The 19931-nt window shown below is 72.6% G+C and carries 16 protein-coding genes; 10 read left to right on the top strand and 6 right to left on the bottom strand.

Features of this window, described 5'->3' with window-relative positions:
• Positions 1-14: 14 nt before the first annotated feature.
• Positions 15-896 (top strand): lysophospholipid acyltransferase family protein, encoded by an 882-nt coding sequence (locus tag ACZ6NZ_RS14970; protein WP_465858872.1) that lies wholly within the window; start codon positions 15-17, stop codon positions 894-896.
• 16 nt (positions 897-912) lie between these two features.
• On the opposite strand, the gene ACZ6NZ_RS14965 is transcribed toward ACZ6NZ_RS14970, so the two are convergent.
• The 3 genes from ACZ6NZ_RS14965 to ACZ6NZ_RS14955 all read right to left on the bottom strand — a co-directional run bounded on the left by ACZ6NZ_RS14965 (position 913) and on the right by ACZ6NZ_RS14955 (position 4024).
• The gene (locus ACZ6NZ_RS14965) at positions 913-1782 is read right to left on the bottom strand and encodes an HAD family hydrolase (protein WP_366610701.1); all 870 of its coding nucleotides are present in this window, start codon (positions 1780-1782) and stop codon (positions 913-915) included.
• Between the two features lie 126 nt (positions 1783-1908).
• Entirely contained in the window at positions 1909-2778 is an 870-nt protein-coding gene (locus tag ACZ6NZ_RS14960) for a DUF5667 domain-containing protein (protein ID WP_465858631.1), read from the bottom strand.
• A 289-nt stretch (positions 2779-3067) separates the two neighbouring features.
• Positions 3068-4024, bottom strand: a complete 957-nt coding sequence (locus ACZ6NZ_RS14955; RefSeq protein WP_465858630.1) for an ECF subfamily RNA polymerase sigma factor, BldN family — start codon at positions 4022-4024, stop codon at positions 3068-3070.
• Between the two features lie 587 nt (positions 4025-4611).
• Between ACZ6NZ_RS14955 and ACZ6NZ_RS14950 the strand changes: the two genes are divergently transcribed.
• Genes ACZ6NZ_RS14950 through ACZ6NZ_RS14940 form a run of 3 tightly spaced genes read left to right on the top strand, consistent with a single transcriptional unit; the run spans position 4612 to position 7146 of the window.
• Positions 4612-6219 carry an AMP-binding protein gene (locus tag ACZ6NZ_RS14950; RefSeq protein ID WP_465858629.1) on the top strand — a complete coding sequence of 536 codons (1608 nt, stop codon included), beginning with the start codon at positions 4612-4614 and terminating at the stop codon, positions 6217-6219.
• Positions 6209-6463, top strand: coding sequence for a glutaredoxin family protein (locus tag ACZ6NZ_RS14945; RefSeq protein ID WP_357356194.1), 255 nt, complete (start codon positions 6209-6211; stop codon positions 6461-6463). Before ACZ6NZ_RS14950 ends, ACZ6NZ_RS14945 begins: the two co-directional genes overlap by 11 nt.
• Positions 6464-6483: 20 nt before the next feature.
• On the top strand, positions 6484-7146 hold the full coding sequence (locus ACZ6NZ_RS14940) for an HAD family hydrolase (RefSeq protein WP_465858628.1): 663 nt from the start codon (positions 6484-6486) through the stop codon (positions 7144-7146).
• On the opposite strand, the gene ACZ6NZ_RS14935 is transcribed toward ACZ6NZ_RS14940, so the two are convergent.
• Both ACZ6NZ_RS14935 and ACZ6NZ_RS14930 read right to left on the bottom strand, forming a co-directional pair.
• On the bottom strand, positions 7127-7780 hold the full coding sequence (locus ACZ6NZ_RS14935; protein ID WP_030329744.1) for a response regulator transcription factor: 654 nt from the start codon (positions 7778-7780) through the stop codon (positions 7127-7129). The genes ACZ6NZ_RS14940 and ACZ6NZ_RS14935 overlap by 20 nt on opposite strands.
• A gap of 98 nt (positions 7781-7878) precedes the next feature.
• A complete protein-coding gene (locus ACZ6NZ_RS14930; RefSeq protein ID WP_366610694.1) occupies positions 7879-9183 on the bottom strand; it encodes a sensor histidine kinase in 1305 nt (434 codons plus the stop codon).
• A gap of 496 nt (positions 9184-9679) precedes the next feature.
• Between ACZ6NZ_RS14930 and ACZ6NZ_RS14925 the strand changes: the two genes are divergently transcribed.
• From ACZ6NZ_RS14925 to ACZ6NZ_RS14900, 6 genes are all read left to right on the top strand, one after another.
• Positions 9680-10450: a redox-sensing transcriptional repressor Rex gene (locus ACZ6NZ_RS14925; RefSeq protein ID WP_465858627.1), complete on the top strand. Its 771-nt coding sequence runs from the start codon at positions 9680-9682 to the stop codon at positions 10448-10450.
• Positions 10447-11844, top strand: coding sequence for a glutamyl-tRNA reductase (locus ACZ6NZ_RS14920; RefSeq protein WP_465858626.1), 1398 nt, complete (start codon positions 10447-10449; stop codon positions 11842-11844). Before ACZ6NZ_RS14925 ends, ACZ6NZ_RS14920 begins: the two co-directional genes overlap by 4 nt.
• Positions 11841-12809, top strand: coding sequence for a hydroxymethylbilane synthase (gene hemC, locus ACZ6NZ_RS14915; protein WP_396794723.1), 969 nt, complete (start codon positions 11841-11843; stop codon positions 12807-12809). Before ACZ6NZ_RS14920 ends, hemC begins: the two co-directional genes overlap by 4 nt.
• The gene (locus ACZ6NZ_RS14910) at positions 12806-14386 is read left to right on the top strand and encodes a bifunctional uroporphyrinogen-III C-methyltransferase/uroporphyrinogen-III synthase (RefSeq protein ID WP_366610689.1); all 1581 of its coding nucleotides are present in this window, start codon (positions 12806-12808) and stop codon (positions 14384-14386) included. The genes hemC and ACZ6NZ_RS14910 overlap by 4 nt, the downstream gene beginning before the upstream one ends.
• Positions 14387-14406: 20 nt before the next feature.
• On the top strand, positions 14407-15390 hold the full coding sequence (gene hemB / locus ACZ6NZ_RS14905; protein ID WP_465858625.1) for a porphobilinogen synthase: 984 nt from the start codon (positions 14407-14409) through the stop codon (positions 15388-15390).
• A 574-nt stretch (positions 15391-15964) separates the two neighbouring features.
• Positions 15965-16546: a helix-turn-helix transcriptional regulator gene (locus ACZ6NZ_RS14900; RefSeq protein WP_465858624.1), complete on the top strand. Its 582-nt coding sequence runs from the start codon at positions 15965-15967 to the stop codon at positions 16544-16546.
• 69 nt (positions 16547-16615) lie between these two features.
• Here the strand turns inward: ACZ6NZ_RS14900 and ACZ6NZ_RS14895 are convergent, their stop codons facing one another.
• Positions 16616-19894 carry a lamin tail domain-containing protein gene (locus ACZ6NZ_RS14895; RefSeq protein WP_465858623.1) on the bottom strand — a complete coding sequence of 1093 codons (3279 nt, stop codon included), beginning with the start codon at positions 19892-19894 and terminating at the stop codon, positions 16616-16618.
• Positions 19895-19931 lie beyond the last annotated feature (37 nt).

Below are 19931 nucleotides of genomic sequence, written 5' to 3'. Positions count from 1 at the left end.
GGGTCGACGGCGGGTTGGCCGGCGGCACCGAGCCGGCGGTGTCGGACCGGCCCGGGGATCACTGGGACCGCAAGGTCGCGAACGGGTTGGCGTTCCTGCGCCGGCGGCTCTCCGGTGAGTACGAGGTCGACGAGTTCGGGTTCGACTCGGAGTTGACCGACGCGGTCTTCCACCCGCTGCTGCGGGTGCTCTACCGCGACTGGTTCCGCACCGAGGTCAGTGGGGTGGAGCACGTGCCGGTGGACGGGCCCGCCCTGGTGGTCGGCAACCACTCCGGGACGGTGGCCCTGGACGCCCTGATCCTCTCGGCGGCGCTGCACGACAAGCATCCCGCCCATCGCTACCTGCGGCTGCTCGGTGCCGACCTGGTCTTCCGGATGCCGGTGGTCTCCGAGTTGGCCCGCAAGACCGGCGGCACCGTGGCCTGCAACCCGGACGCCGAGCGGCTGCTCGGCGGCGGCGATCTGGTCGGTGTGTTCCCCGAGGGCTTCAAGGGCATCGGCAAGCTCTACGCCGACCGGTACAAGCTGCAACGGTTCGGGCGGGGCGGGTTCGTCTCGGCGGCGTTGCGTACCGGCACCCCGATCGTGCCCGTCGCCATCGTCGGCGGCGAGGAGATCTACCCGATGCTCGCCGACATCAAGCCCCTGGCGCGGCTGCTGAAGCTGCCCTACTTCCCGATCACGCCGACGTTCCCGCTGCTCGGCCCGCTGGGCATGGTGCCGCTACCCAGCAAGTGGCTGATCGAGTTCTGCCCGCCGATTCCCACCGCCCACCTGACCGACTCGGCGGACGACCCGCTGGTGGTCTTCAACCTCGCCGACCAGGTGCGGGAGACCATCCAGCAGACCCTGCACACGCTGTTGGAGCGACGGCCCGACCCGTTCGGCCCCTGAGCCAGCCGGCGTGACGTCAGCCGGCTCGGCGGCGGCGCTGGAGGGCCAGGCCGGCGGTGACCGCGCCCGCGACCAGCCCGGCGGCCGCGGTCGACGGAACGGCGATCTTGACAGCTCGGCGACCGTTGCGGAAGTCCCGCACCTCCCAGCCGTGCCGGCGGGCCTGCCGCAGCAGGGTGCCGTCCGGGTTGACGGCCACCGCCCGGCCCACCGCGCGGAGCAGCGGCAGGTCGTTCGCCGAGTCGCTGTAGGCCGCGCAGCGGGACAGGTCGAGCCCCTCCACGGCGGCGAGCTGGGTGACCGCCTCAGCCTTGGCCGGACCGTGCATCAGGTCACCCACCAACCGTCCGGTGTACGCCCCGTCCAACACCTCGGCCACGGTGCCGATGGCACCGGTCAGGCCGAGCCGGGCGGCGATCACCCGGCCGATCTCGACGGGGGCGGCGCTGACCAACCAGACCCGCTGGCCGGCGTCCAGGTGACGCTGGGCGAGCTGGTGGGTGCCGGCCCAGATCCGGGGGGCCATCATCTCGTCGAAGATCTCCTCGGCGAGGTGTTCGACCTCGTTGACGCGCCAGCCCTGGACAAAGGCCAACGCGGCCTCCTTGGCCAGTGACATGTCACCCGCGTGCTCCCGGGCCAGCAGCCGGAAGCGGAGCTGTTGCCAGGCGAATCGGGCCAGGTCGGCGGTGGTCACGTAGTTTCGGGAGGCGAGCCCACGGGCGAACCAGTAGATCGAGGCGCCCTGCATCATCGTGTTGTCCACGTCGAAGAACGCAGCGGCGCTCGGATCGGGTGCGCTGACCGGGGCCAGGTCGGTCTCCGCCCAGGCTGCGGTGTGCCCCTCGGCGTCGGTGCTGACCGTCACCTTACGGCTGCGCGCCACGCGAATCCCTTCCTCACCGGTACGACGAATGCTCTCCAGCGAGCGTATCCGCCGTAGACGGGCGACCGGCCGGGCACACAGCGAACTGTGGCGCGGCCGGTCGGTCGTGCGGTATGGGAATGCAGGTCAGCGGGCCCCGGGGCAGGTGTCCGGGTTCGGCCCGAGGGCGTCGCTGGCGGTCGGTGCCGGCAGGCCGCAGGCGATCGCCGCGCGCAGGTCGTCCGAGCGTTCCCGGATGCTGTCCAGCAGCACCAGCGACCGCTGGGTCCGTTCCCGGTCGACCCGGGTGCTCCCGTCGAGCAGGCCGCGTACGGCCCGGCGCTGGCTCGACACGAAGGTGTTGAGAGTGTCCAGGCTGCCGGGCTCGGCCCGTTGCACGGCGGCGGAGGTCAGCAGGCGAACTCCCTGCCGGCTGTCGGCGTCCATGTCGTCGAGGACCGCGCTGAAGCCGATCCGGTCGCCGCGCAGCTTGGCGGCTTCGCCGACTCTGGTCCGGGCGAAGTCCAGGAAGAGTTGGCCTCTGCTGATGTCGGAGCTGGCCAGGGCGAGCTGGGCCCGCTCGGTGGAGCGCTTCATGCCGTACAGCGCGTCACCGGGCACCGCGTTCTCGCTGGCGGCGGAGATCCCGGAGACGGCGATGGCCCCGGCGGCGATGCCGACCAGGATCGCGCCCCGGGCTCGGGCCCGTCGTGCGGTGACCGCCGGCAGCAGCCGCCCGCGGGTGGTCGTGGCGGCCGGTTCGCTGACCGCCGCCGGTGTGCTGCCCAGCCCTTCCCGCTCGGCGGTGGCGAGCAGCATCGCCCGCAGGCCGGTACGGAAGTCCTGGTCCACCTCGACAGCCGGGGGGTCGACGCTGAGTCGCTGACCCACTGCGACGAGCGGCGCCAGTTGGCCGTCCACCCGGGATCGCACGTGGTGTCGTCGAGCGCCGTTGGCCTCGTCGAGAAGCTGCGCGAAGCGCTCCGCGCGCCGGCGGGAGAAGAGGGTGTTGTCCACCGCAGGCACCTCCTCTCGCTGGTCACGGCCGGTCGGCCGCCGTCGTTGCCAGCGACCGGGCGGCAGTGTGACACCACGGAGGTGAGGTGCCGCCGGCGTACCGGTCGGACCTCGGTGCCCCGGGCCTGCCGGGACATCCACCGGTCGCACCCGGAGAAACGCGGCGGACCGGGCACGGGTTACGGGCCTGGCGGGGCGGAAATTACAGAAAGTGATGGTCATCACCGGGCGGGACCGACTCTGAGCTGCGCGGACGTTGATCGGCGTCCGTCGGTCCCGCCGTAACAAACTACGGCTGGAAGCCGTCGGGCAGCAGCCGGGCCAGGGCGCGGACGGCGCGGTACTGGAGGGCCTTGATGGCTCCCTCGTTCTTGCCCATCGCGCGGGCCGTCTCGGCGACCGAGAAGCCCTGGAGGAAGCGGAGCACGATGCACTCCTGCTGCTCCGGGTTGAGCTGCTTCACGGCGGTGAGGAGCGCGACGTTGGTGATGTGCTCCACCACCGCCGCCTCCGGGCTGCCCTCCGGGCCCCGGTCCTCCCGGTCGGCGTCGAGCACGTCGCCGGTGGTGACCTCCAGTCGGTACCGGCCCGACTTGAAGTGGTCCGCGACGAGGTTGCGGGCGATCGTCACCAGCCAGGCGCCGAGGTCGCGGCCCTGCCAGGTGAAGCTGCCGATCCGCTTGAGGGCGCGCAGGAAGGTGTCCGAGGTGAGGTCCTCGGCGAGTTGCCGGTTGCCGACCCGGAAGTAGACGAACCGGAAGACGGTGTCCACGTAGCGGTCGTAGATCAGACCGAACGCCTCGGACTCGCCGGCCTGGGCCCGCTCGATCAGCGTCCAGACCTCGGTCGCCGGGTCGGACGGGTCCGGGCGGCTCGGGAAACCGGTCGGGGTGGTCGCGGTGGTGGCCGGCACCGCCGGGATCACCGCTGTCTCGCCCGCCGCCGGGTCGGTGGTGACCGTCGGTGTGTCGTTTACCCGACGACCCTGCACAGGCATCGTGGGTCGCGGCGGTACGGCGACCCGGCCGCCGGCCGGCTTCGCGTTTCCGCCGGGCACCGCGGGTCGCGGCGGTGGCTCGTTGTGGTGTGACCGGCTGCGGATCCGCTGCGTCGCGCCGTCACCTCGCACGCCGCCGCCGTGCTGTTCGTCGGACGGGGCACGGGCCGCCGGCCGTTCGTTGACGTGGGAGCGGGCGGGTTGACCGGTCAGGCCGACCGGACGTTCCGCGTATCCGAAGGTGGTCATCGCGTCGCCCCCGTCCCGTCGGTCGCCGGGCGGGCCGGTCTGGGTCTCGTCGGGGCGGACCGGCCGGGTGACCGGTCGGGCAGGACGGTCACGGGAGTTGCCGACGCGCGGCAAGTCCCGTGGAGGTGCTGGTCCAATGCGCTCACAGGCACGGGGGCCTCCTCGGGCTGAGGGGTGTCGACTCACGGCAAATGGGGTGAGCCGACCCGAGTGATGATAGGGCCAACGTCACCCGCGCGTGGCAAGTCCGTTACACAAGGCGGAAGTATTTCCCGCTCCGTCGCACCGGTGGCGGACCGGTTGTCCGTCGTGTGCGATTGACTTTCCGTCGGCTCGGTGTTCCAGGATGGATCCCCAGGTCGGAGGCGCTCCGCCCGTTCGGCTGGCCCGTCGTGTCGGCTGGCCGGACGAGGGTGGCCGAACTGCCCTTGGTCAGCGTCGCACGTCCCATCGACAGGACCCGATCGGACCGCCGGTGGCACACCGGACAGTCCCGTACATGGGACTGTCGCGGTGGCGTCCTCCGGGCGTGGCGCACCACCGTCGGGCGTGGCCCGCCGAGGCCCGTTGTGCCAGACTCGATCACCGTGCAGGACGCCTCGGAAAGCCCCGCGCCGAACCTCGCCGACCGGGTCCGTCGGGCGGCTCTCGACAGCGCCGACCGGCCCGCGCTGCACTGGCGTCACCACACCCTGAGCTGGTCCGAACTGGACACCGCGGTGGACGCCGCCGCCCGCGGCCTGTCCGCCGCCGCGCCACCCACCGACCCCGGCGGTACGCCGCCACGCGTCGCCATCGCGCTGCCCAACACACCGGACTTCGTGATCGCCTGGCTCGGGGCCCTGCGCGCCGGGCTGGTCGCCGTGCCGGTCAACCCCGGCCTCACCGCCCCGGAGCTACGGCACGTGCTCGCCGACTCCGGCGCGTCGGTGCTCATCGCCACCGACCACGTTCGAGGCCTGGTCGCCGACGTGGCCGCCGACCTGCCCGCGCTCGCCTCGGTGCACGGCACGCCACCGACCGCCGACCAGCCCGGACCGGCCCCCCGCCCGCGACGCGGCGGCACCGATCTGGCTGTCCTGCTCTACACCTCCGGCACCGAGGGGCGACCCAAGGGGGCGATGCTCTCGCACCAGGCCCTGCTCGCCAACCACGAACAGGTCGCCCGGATCGAGCCGCCGGTGGTCGGGCCGACCGACACCGTTCTCCTGGCATTGCCGCTGTTCCACGCGTACGGGCTCAACTCGGGGCTCGGCGCGGTCGTGCACCACGGCGCGACGGGTGTGCTGCTCGACGAGCCAGGCTCGACGGCGGGGCTGGACGAGGTCGCGCGGCACCGGGTCAGCGTGCTGGTCGGCGTACCGTCGATGTTCCTGACCTGGGCCGGCGCGGCCACGGCCCGCGCGGCGACCGCGTCGGTGCGGGTGGCGGTCTGCGGCGCGGCACCGCTCGAACCCGCTGTCGCGGCGCGCTTCACCGAGGTCACCGGCCATCAGGTCCACATCGGGTACGGCCTCACCGAGACCGCGCCGGTGCTCACCTCCACCCTGGTCGGCGGCGCGACCAAGCCGGGTTCGATCGGCCGGCCGCTGCCCGGGGTACGGCTACGCCTGGTCGGTGCCGACGGGGCGGACCTGTGGCGGGACGGGCTGGCTGTCCCCGACGACGACCCCGACGAGCTGGACATCTCCGACGTGGCTCCGGGCACCGACCCGGGGCAGATAGTGGTGTCGGGTCCGAACCTCTTCACCGGCTACTGGCCCGACGGTCGGGGCGGCCCGGACGCCGACGGTTGGTGGGGCACCGGCGACATCGCGTACGCCGACGAGGACGGCGACCTCTTCCTGGTCGACCGGCTCGGTGAGTTGATCCTGGTCAACGGGTTCAACGTCTACCCGCACGAGGTCGAGCTGGTGCTCGCCGGGCACCCCGGGGTGGTCGAGTCGGCGGTACTGGGTGTGCCGCACGCGCGGACCGGCGAGACTGTGCGGGCGTACGTGGTGCCGGCGCGGGGCCGATCGGTGACCAGCGAGGAGTTGCTCGCCCACTGCGCACGGAACCTGGCCCGGTTCAAGTGCCCGACCACCGTCGAGTTCGTCGACGCCCTGCCGCACTCGGCGATCGGCAAGGTACGCAAGACCCAACTCCGGTCGGCCCCGCCGACCGACCGCACGGAGGTAACCGATGGCCACTGACGCCCGACTCGCCCTGATCACCCGTCCCGGCTGCCACCTGTGCGACGACGCCAAGGCGGCGCTCGACCGGGTGGTCGCGGTCACCGGCGACAAGTGGGTCGAGTGGGACGTCACCGCCGACGAGGGGCTGGAGCGGGAGTACGGGGACCGGCTGCCGGTGGTCATGCTCGACGGCAAGGAGCACGGCTACTGGCGGGTCGAGGAGGACCGGCTGCTGCGGGACCTGACCACGCCGCAGCTCTGACGGATGCCTATGGTGCTCCGATGACCTCTGCGCACCCGCACCTCGTCTGGGACTGGAACGGCACCCTGCTCAACGACCTCAGCCTGGTGGTGTCCGCCACCAACGTCGTGTTCGCGAGCCTGGGTGGGCCGACTGTCACGTCCGACGAGCACCGGGTGCGGTTCCGCAGGCCGATCGCCGAGTACTACGCCGATGTGCTCGGGCAGGCAGTGGACGACGACGAGTTCGGTCGACTGGACAAGATCTTCCACGACGCGTACCGCACCGGGTTGACCACCTGTGAGCTGGCCGCCGACGCGCGCGCCGCGATGGCCGCCTGGCCGGGCACCCAGAGCCTGCTCTCCATGTGGTTCCACGAGGAGCTGGTCCCGACCGTGCACACGTACGGTCTGACCAGCCACTTCACCCGCGTCGACGGGCTGCGGGCCACGGTCGGCGGCGGCCCCAAGGCCGAGTCGCTGAAGCTGCACCTCGCCGAACTGGGCGTCGACGGTGCCTCGGTGGTGTTGATCGGCGACTCCATCGACGACGCCGACGCGGCACTCGCGGTCGGCGGCCGTGCCGTGCTCTACACCGGCGGGTTCACCGATCCGGGTCGGCTGCGCGCCTCCGGTCACCCGGTCGCCGACACCCTCACCGACGCGGTGGCCCTGGCCCGGGAGGTCAGTTCCGCAGATAGGTGAGGACGGCCAGCACCCGCCGGTGCTGTTCGGTGTCCGGTGGCAGGGTGAGCTTGGTGAAGATGTTGCGCACGTGCTTCTCCACCGCGCCGTCGCTGACCACCAGGGCGCGCGCGATCGCGGTGTTCGAACGCCCCTCGGCCATCAGCGCGAGCACCTCGCGCTCGCGGGGGGTCAGCTCCCGCAGCGGGTCGTCGCGGCGGCGTCGGGCGAAGAGCTGACCAACCACCTCCGGGTCGAGCACCGTGCCGCCGCCCGCCACCCGGCGCAGCGCGTCCAGGAACTCGTCGATCGCGGCCACCCGGTCCTTGAGCAGATAACCGATCCCGCCGCCGGCGCCGCCGGTGGTCGCGAGCAGATCATCGGCGTACGAGACCTCGACGTACTGGGAGAGCACCAGGATCGGCGTACGCGGCACCAGCCGGCGCGCCTCCACCGCAGCCCGCAGCCCTTCGTCGGTGTGCGACGGCGGCATCCGGACGTCGACGATCGACACGTCGGGCCGGTGCTCGACCACCGCCTCGACCAGGGCGTCACCGTCCCCGACCGCGGCCACCACCTGGTGCCCACTCTCGGTCAGCAGCCGGACCAGCCCCTCCCGGAGCAGGACGGCGTCGTCGGCGATCACGATGCGCATGGCTGTGTTGTCTACCACGTCGCTCACCATCGCGGCGGCTCACCGCACCTTCGTGGTTCGCGAGTGCGGGGCTCGCAAACCCGGCTCACTCCTCGCGCTCACAGCGGCAGCTCGGCGCGGATCTCGGTGGGGCCACCGGTCGGGCTGACCACCATCAGCTCGCCACCCGCGGCCCGGACCCGGTCGGCGATGCCGGCCAACCCGTGGCCCTTCGCCAGGTGCGCGCCGCCCTGCCCGTCGTCGCCCACCCACACCTGCAGGTGGGAGCCTCGCCGGGTCACCGTCACGGTGGCCTCGGTGGCTCGGCTGTGCTTGGCGACGTTCGTCAGCGCCTCGGACACCACGAAGTACGCGGTGTTCTCCACCGCCGGGTCGAGTCGCCCGGCCGGGGTGCCGAGCTGCGGGTCCACCTGGAGCTCGATCGGGATCAGCCCGCGGCCGGCGATCGCGGCCAGGGCGCTGGGCAGGCCCCGGTCGACCAGGATCGGCGGGGCGATGCCCCGGGACAACGCCCGCAACTCGGCAAGCGTGTCCCGGGTCTGGCTGACCGCCTCGTCGATGGTCTGGCCGGCCGCGTCCGGGTCCGAGGAGAGCTGCATCCGGGCTCGGCTGAGGTCCATCGCCAGCCGGACCAGGCGCTGCTGTGGTCCGTCGTGGATGTCCCGCTCCAACCGGCGCAGCGCGGAGGCCTCGGCGGACACGGCGGCCCGCTTCTGCTCCTCCAACACGGTGATCCGGTCGCGCATCTCGGCCACCCCGGTCAGCATCGCCTTGGCGAAACTCGCCTGGAGCAGTGCGCAACCCCGCACCACGATCGGCAGGGTGATCAGGAAGAACACCCCGAGCGCGGTGTTCAGCCCGATCCGCGCGGTGGTCGAGTCGCCCAGGCCGAGCAGTTGCGCCAGATCCTGGTCACCCTCGCCGGACGGCTGGGGGATGGCCCAGTCGTAGGCCCAGTAGAGGGAGCCGGCGATCGCGATGGCCCACCAGACCGTGGTCACCACGAAGCTGCCCACCGCCGCGATCAGCCGCAGGATGCCGTGCGCCAGGTCGAGCCACGACTGGGCGTCCCGGATCGGCACGAAGATCCGCTTCCAGGCGTTCGCGCCCGCCTCGGGCAGCCGGTAGTTCGGCCGGATCCGGGGCTGTCGGAGCACCGCGGCCATCCGCAGCCGCTCGATGTCGGCCAGGCCACGGGCGGCGTACAGGGTGCCGCTGAGGATCGGCAGGCCGATCACCGGGACGACCAGGCCGACGCCCACCGACAGGCCGACGACGAGCACGACGAAGCTGGCCAGCCCCAGGGGCAGGCCGAGCAGCACGTAGCCGGAGTCGACGAGGAGTTGGCGGGGGATGCTCGGTGCCAGCGGCGGTCGGGCGCTGGTGGCGGCAACGGTGGTCATGCTCAAAGGCTAGGCAGCGGTTGACGCCGCCCCCATCCCGAAACCCCGCCCATCCGCCGTAGTGCTACCCCCACCCCACCCCACCCCACCCCACCCCTCCCGCCCCACCCCCACCCCTCAACGGCGTCGATCTTGCAGTTTGTGTTGGTGAATTGCCCTCGAATGGGCGAGAAGTGAGAGCAGAAAGTGCAAGATCGCGAGGCGTGGCGGTAGGTCGGGGGCAGGGCCGGCGCGGGATTGGTCAGAGAAGTCGGGATTGAGCAATAATCGCCCGGGCGGTGAGCGGACCAGGCCGTTCAATCGATCTTGTGGAATGGAGGGGCTGGTGAGGTCGCGCCACGCAGCGACAAGATCGCGATTTGTGCACGTCTTCACAAGCGCCTACGCTGTGACTCCGACGCGCCCTGCTAGCACAGCCGGCAATCTCGGTCGCCAGCGGGAGTCCACAAACGGCCGACCAGCGGAGTTGGCCGAGGATCGCACCGCACGGAGTCTCATGAGTCAGCACCGTCACCCAGGCGCGCCCGGCCGCGCCGGTGCCGTACCGGCGCTCCCGGACCTGCCCGAGGCGACCGTCGCTCGGCTCCCGGAGTACCTGCGCGCGCTGCACAACCTCGCCGACACCGGGCACGAGACGGTCTCCAGCGAGGGGCTCTCCGCCGCTGCCGGGGTCAACTCCGCCAAGCTCCGCAAAGACCTCTCCCACCTCGGCTCGTACGGCACCCGGGGCGTCGGCTACGACGTGGCGCTGCTGATCGAGCAGATCGAGTTTGTGCTCGGGCTCACCCAACGTCGGGCGGTCGCCCTGGTCGGCGTGGGTAATCTCGGTCACGCTCTGGCCGGCTACGACGGCTTCGCCAGCCGGGGTTTCCGGATCGCCGCACTGCTCGACGCCGATCGCTCGCGGGTCGGTGAGGAGATCAACGGCCTGGTGGTCCGGCATGTCGACGACCTGCCGGCGGTCGCCGCGGAGGAATCCCTCGCGATCGGCGTGATCGCCACCCCGGCCGCCGCCGCCCAGCAGGTCGCCGACCAACTGGTCGCCGTCGGCGTGACGAGCATCCTCAACTTCGCGCCGTGCGTACTCTCGGTTCCGGAGGGGGTCGACGTGCGCAAGGTCGACCTCGCCATCGAGCTGCAGATTCTGTCCTTCCACGAGCACCGCAAGGCGTCGCTGACCGCGCTGCCCGCCACCGGCGGGTCCGCTCTCACCGCCCTGCCGGGCGGGTTCGCGGCCACCGACACCCAGGAGGCGATCGGCACGTGAAACTGCTCGTCGTCGGCGCGTCCTACCGGACCGCCCCGGTCGCCACGCTGGAGCAGCTGGCCGTGCCCCCCGCCGACCTGACCCGCACACTGGACCGCCTGGTCGCCCAGCCGTACGTGGCCGAGGCGGTGATCGTCTCCACCTGCAACCGGGTGGAGGTCTACGCCGCCGTGTCCGGTTTCCACGGTGGGCTCGGCGACGTCTGCGCCGTGCTGGCCGAGCAGGCCGGCAGCTCGCCGACCGCGCTCGCCAGCCACCTGTACGTGCACTACGACACCGCGGCCGTGGACCACGTCTTCCGGGTCGCCACCGGGCTGGACTCGATGGTGGTGGGCGAGGCGCAGATCCTCGGCCAGCTGCGTGACGCGTACCACTGGGCCACCGGCGCCGACTCGGCCGGCCGCCTGCTGCACGAGCTGATGCAGCAGGCGTTGCGGGTTGGCAAGCGGGCCCACGCCGAGACCGGCATCGACCGGGCCGGCCAGAGCGTCGTCACCGCCGCCCTGGAGCTGGCCGCCGGGCACCTCGACGGCGACCTCGTCGGCCACCCGGCCCTGGTGGTCGGCGCTGGTGCGATGGGTTCGCTCGGGGTGGCCACGCTGTCCCGGCTCGGCGCCGGGCCGCTCACCGTCAGCAACCGGGGCACCGACCGGGCCGTCCGGCTCGCCGAGTCGTACGGGGCAAGTGCCGCGCCGATGACCGAGCTGGCCGACACCCTCTCCACAGTGGACATCGTAGTGGCCGCCACCGCGTCCACCGAACCGGTCCTCACCCGCTCGGTGGTCACCGCGGCGCTGGCCGAACGCGACGCGTCCCGGGGCCCGCTGGTCCTGCTCGACCTCGCCGTTCCGCGCGACGTCGAGGAGGGCGTCGCCGAGCTGCCCGGCGTCGAGGTGATCGACATCGACCGGATGGCGGCGCTGCTGGCCGACGGTCCGGCGGCTGCCGACGCGGCAGCCGTCGAACGCATCGTCCTCGGCGAGGTGGAGGGCTTCCTCACCTGGCTGCGTGGCGCGGATGTGGCACCCACGGTGGCCGCGCTGCGCGGTCGGGCCGACGACGTGGTCACCGCCGAGCTGCGCCGACTGGCCCAGCGTCGCCCCGACCTCGGCGACGACCTGCGGGCCGAGGTGGCCCGCACGGTGCACCGGGTCGTGCAGCGGCTGCTGCACCAGCCCACCGTCAAGGTCCGCCAGTTGGCCGCCGAGCCCGGTGGCGACCAGTACGCGGCACTGCTGCGCGAGCTGTTCGACCTCGAGGTGCCGCAGACCTCGCCGGTGGACACCGTCCCGGACGTGCTGACCCCCGACCTCGGCGTGGCGCTCCCCGGCACCGACCCGTTGTCCGGAGCCGACGCCGCCGAGCCGACCCCACCCAGCGGAGGTGCGCGATGACCGCCCCCCTGCGCCTCGGCACCCGGGGCAGCGCCCTGGCGATGGCCCAGTCCGGCCAGGTCGCCGAGGCGCTGACCGTCGCCACCGGTCGCCCCGTCGAGCTGGTCGAGGTGGTCACCGCGGGCGACCGCTCTAACGCGCCGGTGCACCGCCTGGGCGTCGGGGTGTTCGTCTCCGCGCTGCGCGATGCGCTGACCGCCGGGACGATCGACTTCGCGGTGCACTCCTACAAGGATCTGCCCACGGCCGCCGCCGGTGGGCTGCACATCGCGGCGGTGCCGGCCCGGCAGGACCCGCGCGACGCGTTGGTGGCCCGCGACGGCCGAACGCTCGCCGAGTTGCCGCCCGGGGCCACAGTAGGCACCGGCGCGCTGCGTCGGATCGCCCAGTTGCACGCCCTCGGCCTGCAACTGGAGGTCACCCCGATCCGCGGCAACGTCGACACCCGCCTGGGGCGGGTGCTCGGCCCCGAGGCCGATCTCGACGCCGTCGTCCTGGCCCGGGCCGGTCTGGCCCGACTCGGCCGACTCGACGTGATCACCGAGTCGCTGGACCCGATGCTCATGCTGCCCGCTCCCGCTCAGGGCGCGTTGGCAGTCGAGTGCCGGGTCGACGACCGGGACCTGGTCGAGCTGCTCGCCGTGCTCGACCACGCACCGTCGCGTTCCGCGGTCACCGCGGAACGTGCGTTTCTGGCAACCCTGGAGGCCGGGTGCAGCGCACCCGTCGCCGCCTATGCCGAACTCGCCGAAGGCGAGACCGGCGATGAGATCTACCTGCGCGGGGCGGTGATCAGCCCGGACGGCACTCGTGACCTCCGGCTGTCCCGCACCGGAACGCCCGCCGACGCGGCGGAGATCGGTAAGGCACTCGCCGCCGAACTCCTCGACCTCGGCGCCGACTCGATCCTCGGCCACGAAGGACACACCGGCCCGGGGACCCAGCAATTTGGGAGCACAGAATGACCCGCACCCGTAAGCCCGTCGGCCGTATCGCGTTCGTCGGGGCTGGCCCCGGCGACCCGGGCCTGCTGACCCGTCGGGCCCACGACGCCCTGGTCGACGCCGACCAGGTGATCTACGACCGGGGAGTCCCGGAGTCGTTGCTCGCCGTCGTGCGCGCCGAGGCCTCTGACGATGCCGAGTTCACCCCGGCCGAGGGCGCGCCGGGGGACGTGGCGAAGGTGCTCATCTCCGCGGCCCGCTCCGGGCTGAACGCGGTGCACCTGGTCGCCGGCGACCCGTTCGGGCACGACTCGGTGGTCAAGGAGGTGCAGGCGGTGGCCCGCACCGCCGCCCACTTCGAGGTGGTGCCCGGCGTCGGCCAGGCCGAGGGTGTGGCCACCTACGCCGGGGTCCCGCTGCCGGGTGTGCGGACGGCAGCCGACGTCGAGGACGTCAGCGCGCTGGACTTCGAGGCGCTGGCCACGGCCGTCGGCCGGGGATCGCTCGCGCTCGCCGTGGACGCCGGTGACCTCGCCGCCGTCCGGGACGGGCTGCTCGCCGCCGGGGTCGACGGCACCACCGGCGTCGGGGTGACCGGCGACGGCACCGGCGAGACCCAGTACACGACCACGTCGACGGTGGACAGCTTCGTGGCCGCCGCGCTCGGCTTCACCGGCCGGGTGGTGCTCACCGTCGGTGTCGGCGTGGGGCAGCGCGACAAGCTGAGCTGGTGGGAGAACCGCCCGCTGTACGGCTGGAAGGTGCTCGTACCCCGGACCAAGGAGCAGGCCGGTGCGATGAGCGCCCGGCTGCGCGCGTACGGGGCCATCCCGTGCGAGGTGCCGACCATCGCGGTCGAGCCGCCGCGTACCCCGGCCCAGATGGAACGGGCGGTCAAGGGCCTGGTCGACGGCCGGTACGCCTGGGTGATCTTCACGTCGGTGAACGCGGTCCGCGCGGTCTGGGAGAAGTTCGCCGAGCACGGCCTCGACGCCCGGCACTTCGGCGGCGTCAAGATCGCCTGCATCGGTGAGGCCACCGCAGACTCGGTCCGCGCGTTCGGCATCCAGCCGGAGCTGATCCCCGCCGGGGAGCAGTCCTCGGAGGGCCTGCTGGCCGAGTTCTCGCCGCACGACGAGATCCTCGACCCGGTGGGCCGGGTGCTGCTGCCGCGCGCCGACATCGCCACCGAGACGCTCGCCGCCGGGCTCACCGAGCGCGGCTGGGAGGTCGACGACGTGACCGCGTACCGGACGGTGCGGGCCGCTCCGCCGCCCGCCGAGATCCGCGACGCGATCAAGTCGGGCGGGTTCGACGCGGTGCTCTTCACCTCGTCCTCGACCGTGCGCAACCTGGTCGGCATCGCCGGGAAGCCGCACGCCCGGACCGTTGTTGCCGTCATTGGGCCCAAGACGGCGGAGACCGCGACGGAGTTCGGCCTGCGCGTCGACGTCCAGCCGCCGCACGCCTCGGTGCCCGACCTGGTGGAGGCGCTTGCCGCCTACGCCGTCGAACTGCGGGAGAAGCTGGCCGCCATGCCGGCCAAGCAGCGCCGTGGCTCGAAGGTGCAGGGTCCGACCGCTCTGCGCTTCCGGTAGTCGTTCGAGGAGGGCCTGCCATGTCGTACCCCGAGATCCGGCCCCGCCGGCTGCGCCGCAACCCGGCGGTCCGCCGGCTGGTGTCAGAGACCCGGGTCGACCCGGCCGAGCTGGTCGTGCCGATGTTCGTCAAGGAGGGGCTGACCGAGCCCCGCGCCATCGGGTCGCTCCCGGGGGTGCTCCAGCACTCCCGGGACTCGCTGCGCAAGGCGGCGGCCGAGGCGGTCCAGGCCGGTGTCGGCGGGATCATGCTCTTCGGCGTGCCGGAGCAGCGGGACCCGACCGGCTCCGGCGGCGTCGACCCGAACGGCATCCTCAACGTCGCCATCCGCGACGTGGTGGCCGAGGTGGGCGACGCCACAGTGGTGATGAGTGACCTGTGCCTCGACGAGTTCACCTCGCACGGGCACTGCGGGCTGCTCACCGGAGACGGTGAGGTCGACAACGACTCGACGCTGACCGCGTACGCCGAAATGGCGGTGGCCCAGGCCGCCGCCGGGGTCGGCATGGTCGGGCCGTCCGGGATGATGGACGGCCAGGTCGGCGTGGTACGCCGAGCCCTCGACGCCGCCGGCTACCAGGACGTCTCCGTGCTGGCGTACGCGGTGAAGTACGCCTCCGCCTTCTACGGCCCGTTCCGGGAGGCGGTGGAGTCGGCGCTGGAGGGCGACCGGCGCACCTACCAGCAGGACCCGGCCAATCTGCGGGAGTCGCTGCGCGAGGTCGCGTTGGACGTGGCCGAGGGCGCCGACCTGGTGATGGTCAAGCCGGCACTGCCCTACCTCGACGTGGTGTCGGCGGTGCGGGCCGCGGTGGACGTCCCGGTCGCCGCCTACCAGGTCTCCGGCGAGTACGCGATGGTCGAGGCGGCCGCCGCTAACGGATGGATCGACCGCGAGCGGGTGATGCTGGAGACGCTCACCTCGATCAAGCGGGCCGGTGCCCAGGTCATCCTCACCTACTGGGCCGTCGAGGCCGCCGGTCTGCTCCGCCAGCGCTACTGAGCCAACCTCACGGCACCCGGCACCCGGCACCCGGCACGTGGCGCCCGGCGCGTGGCCGGATCGGCCGTCCTTGGCCGCGACGCCTCCGCGCCAGCCTTTGCTCTGCACCCGCCGATGCGACGGCTAGGGTCCGGCCGCATGGCCGCATGGCCGCATGGCCGCATGGCCGCATGGCCGCATGGCCGCATGGCCGCATGGCCGCATGGCCGCATGATCGCATGGCGCAAGGCCGGGTGGCGGCGTGGCCGCCTGGCCGCGTGGCCCACGGCCCTCGGCTGGGACGGCCGTCCGGCGGTGACAACCCCGCGCGCCAGCCTTTGCTCTGCACCCGCGGGTGCGACGGTCACGGTCCGCGACCGGTGCCTATGCGGGTGCAGAGCAAAGGGGAAATGTTTCGGGAGTGCCCCCTGCTCCTTGGCGGTGGAGGCGTACCGCCCAAGCCGCCGGTCGCGGTCGGTCGCACCGGCACCGTCTCCGCGCGGTGACGAACGCCGGTTGTCCACAGGTGCCGTCGTTGTCCACAGGTCTGCCTTGCGGGACTGCGGGGATCGGCGTGAGCCGGGACGGTGGCGGCATGGACGATTCAGTGACACCCCTGGAGGCCGGAGCGCCCGGCGTCGACAGTTGGGTTCTCGACGGCCCCGACCCCGACCCCCGCATGGCGCAGCGGAAAGTCATCCTCAGCGAGCCCTCCGACACCCCATGGCCAGTCGTTGGCATCGTCCGGGCGGTCCGTCGTCAGGCCGACCTGAGCCAACGTGAGCTGGCCAGGTGGGCGGGGGTGCACCACGCGACCATCGGCCGCATCGAGGCCGGTCGGACCGTCCCGAGCATTGAGCTGCTCCGCCGGACAGTCGGGGTCGTCGGATGTCGGCTGGCCGTCGTCGACGAGTTCGGCCGGGTGCTCAAGCCGATGCGGGACTGGGAAGACACCCGCGACGGTGCCGGGCGCCGCTACCCGTCGCACCTGGACACCATCCTCGACCCCGAGCCGGGGGAGTGGTGGGCGGACATCTACGGGCTGGCCCGCCCACCCGAGACGTTCTACCGCAATCGGGAGGTCCGTGACGCGATGCGGCGGCGCAGCCAATGGGAGGTGCGGGTGGCCAAGCACCGCGGTGATCCGCCGCCGCCACAACTGTGGCGGTACCGCTGACGCAGGATGGGCGACGGCCCGCCGCCCCCCGGGTGGGGTTCGGCGGGCCGTCGTCGATCACATCCGCGATCAGTCGTCGTTGGTGATCGTTCCGGTCGCGAGCGGATCGGCCAGCCGCAGGCCGGGCACGCCGGCCACCAGCAACGTCAACTTTTCGTCCGCCTCCCGCTTGCGGTCACCGCGCACCGAGACCGGGAACGCCACCGACGTCTGCCCGGCGGCCAACACCTTGCAGCCGGCGTACGGGTCGAAGTCCGAGCCTGCCTGCGCCGTGAGGCCGACGGTGGCGGCGCAGAGCAGCACCGACTGGGACAGCGGCCGAGACACGGTCGCGGTGAAGGTGAGCTGCCGGGTGCCCTGATCGCCCTCGGTCACCGCCGAGTCGGCCACTGTCAACGACGCCCGGGACCGGAACCGCGCCACCTGCGGGTCGTGGTCACTGGAACCTCGCGACCCGTCACCGGCGAACTCCGCCGGCCAGTCGGCGTTGATGTGCGCCGCCCGCACCTGCACCAGGTCGTTGTGGAACGCGTCGTTGACGAACAGGTGGTCGAGAGTCTGCGCCTGCCCCTCGAAGCTGTACGAGTAGGCCGAGGCCGGCACGTCCGCGACGAGGTCGTCCCACAGGTTGCGCAGGCCCGCCTCGTAGAGCGGAGCGAGCTGATCTGACGGCGTGGGCTGCTCTCCGGTCGCGATGGGATCGTCCGGGCGGGGGAAGACGTTCAGGTCCCCGCCGTAGACCACTCGGGCGGCCGGGTCGGCCGCCTCGATCGCGGTGACGATCGCCGCGCCGTAACGCGCCTGCTCACGCCGTTGCCCGACCCGGCTGTCCGGGCCGGAGGAGTAGTGGTTGCTGAGCGCGTACAGGGTGAACCGCTCCGACGAGCCGGGAGCGGCGGCCACCGTGAACTTCCCCAGCTGCGGAGCACGGGTGAAGACGTTGTTCCCGTCCTTGCCGGTGGAGGTGTCCACGTCCGCCGGCAGCACCGCGTTGAGGGCCTTCGGGTTCTGCACGTCGGCGTTGGTCGGCAGCCCCGCAGCCCGGTACTGCACCGTCGGCGTCGCCCCCAGCAGGGGGTCCGCCGCCGTCGCGGCCGCCAGCGACACCCGGTCCGTGCGGTACAGGAAGGCCGCGGTGATACCGCGAGCGTCCGCGCCGGTCCGGTCATAGGCGGCGGCGTACGCGGGCCCACCGGCCGCCGTCACCGCGAGCGCCAACTCCTGGATGCTGTCCGGAGCGCCATCGGCGTTGTTGGTCTCGCCGCAGCTCAGCGCCGCCCCGGAGACCGTGCAGATGTCCTGGTCCTCGGCCTCCTGCACCAGGATCAGGTCCGGTGCGTGCAGGTCCTTGACGATCTGATCGGCGAGAGCGGCCAGTTGCTCGCGGTACTCCGCCTCGCTGGCCGGGACGTAGTCGAACGGCGGGGAGACGCCCACACAGCCGGCGTTACCGGCGAAGTCGCAGCCGTCGAACGGGTCGTCGCGGTAGTCGTACAGGTTCTCCACGTTGTAGGTGGCCACGGCCACCTCCTGCGACCGGTCGGCCGGCTTGGGCGGGTTGTTCCTCGACGGGTCGGCCCCGGCGGCGAACTCCGCCCGCTCGACCTGGACGCCGTACTTCTCGAACGAGTAGTAGACCCCGCCCACCGCGTCCGCCCGCAGCGTGTCGAAGGTGTGCGCCGGCGGGAGCAGCGCGGCGCTGTCCCCGGCGGTGGCTTTCACGCCCATGCTGCCCAGCAGCGTCCGCTGGCCGTTGCCGTCGTCGAAGCGGCGGGTCGGGTCGTTGTCCAGCGGGTGCGAATCACGGAAGACCCGCCGGGAGTACGCGTCGGCGCGGTCCAGCAGCGGGTCGTCGCGGTCGACCACCCACAGCTCCGCGTCGGCGGTGGAGGAGAAGACGTCCCGGCCGCTCACCGCACCGCTGCCCGCACGTACCCGCATCCGGGAACCCTCGTGCCGCTCCCAGAAGCGCTGCGCGTCGGTCAGCACGGCCGGCGGCACCGCGTCGGTCACCGCGACCGCGGTGTCCACGGCCAGCCCGCCTTCGATCAGGCGGACCAGCGACGCGCCGGAGAGCTGGGTGAAGTTGTAGTACTCCGACACCCGGGCCCGCAGCACGACCTCGTCGCCGACCGTGGGCACGTAACCGCCGATCAGCGAGGTGAACGCACCCATGAACACGAAGATGCCGTCGGAACTGGTCGGATCGCCGTCGGTGTCACCAACGCGGCTCTGCAGGAAGAAGCCGTGCTGCTCCGCTCCGGCCGAGGTGCGGGCCAGGGTCAACTGGGTGATCACGCCGCGTACGTCGTACAGGCTGCTGCTCGTGCCGTTGCCGCTCGCCGGTGCGAGCGGTGACCGGTCGTTCGGACCGGACTCGGTGTCGGTGGTCGGACCCTGCACCTCGCCGACGGTCAGCTCCCGGGTCACCTGCACCGCCAGCGCGCAGCTCGCGGTGCCACCGCCCGCGTCGGTCGTGGTGAGGGTGACGGTGTACGCCCCGGCGGCGAGGTCGGCGCTCACGTCGACCGTGGCGCGGGCGGTGCCGCCCACCCCGTCGGCGGGGGTGAAGGCGGTACGGGTGATCGAGCCGGAGGTCGGGCTCGGGCTGATCGCCGTCACCGCCAGGTCGACGATCGTGTCGTCGGGGTCGGCGGCGGTCACCTCGCGGCTCGCGGCCGTGCCGGCGGCGGTGACCAGCGGCCCGCCGCAGGTCAGCGTGGCGGGCACGTCGACCGGGCCGCCGCCGTCCACGGTGTGCGCGCCCAACCCGTCGAAGGTGTCGACGGGGAAGCCCGCCCACTGCGCGGCGGGGTCGAAGGCATCCGACGGGTCGGTGTCACCGGCGGCCACACTCGCCAGCCGCCGCAGGGTGTTGTCTGCGGTGCTGGTCACGCCCGTGCCCCACTCGGTGCCCGGGTCGACGCCCACCTGGCCGATCGAGTCGAGCACCGTGGCGCCCCGGCGCAGCACTATCGCGTCGTCACCGTTGAAGAGGCTCGCCCCGGTGGTCTGATCAGCCTGGGCGAGGATGGCGGCCCCGGCCGAGGCGCTGGCGAACACGAACGCGTCACCGGCCGCCACGCTGCCGGTCAGGGCGATCGTGGTGGCCGTGGTGGAACCGTTGAAGTAGAGCTGCAACTGGTAGCCACCGGCCGCCAGGTCGACGGCGGCGCCCGTGCCGTTGAACAGCTCGATCGCCTTGTTGTTCGACGAACCCTCGACGTACTCCGAGATGAACAGGTCGGTGGGCGCGGCGCTGGCCGCGGTGGGTGCGACGCCGAGCGCCGTGACGGTCACGGCGGCGGTGGCGGTCGCGAGCGCGGCGATTGAGCGGCGCGGGCGCATAGGGCCTCCACGATGGGTGGACGGGGGTCAACGCACG

The sequence above is a fragment of the Micromonospora sp. NPDC047756 genome (assembly GCF_055587245.1).
This window is presented reverse-complemented; position numbering and strand designations above follow the sequence as displayed.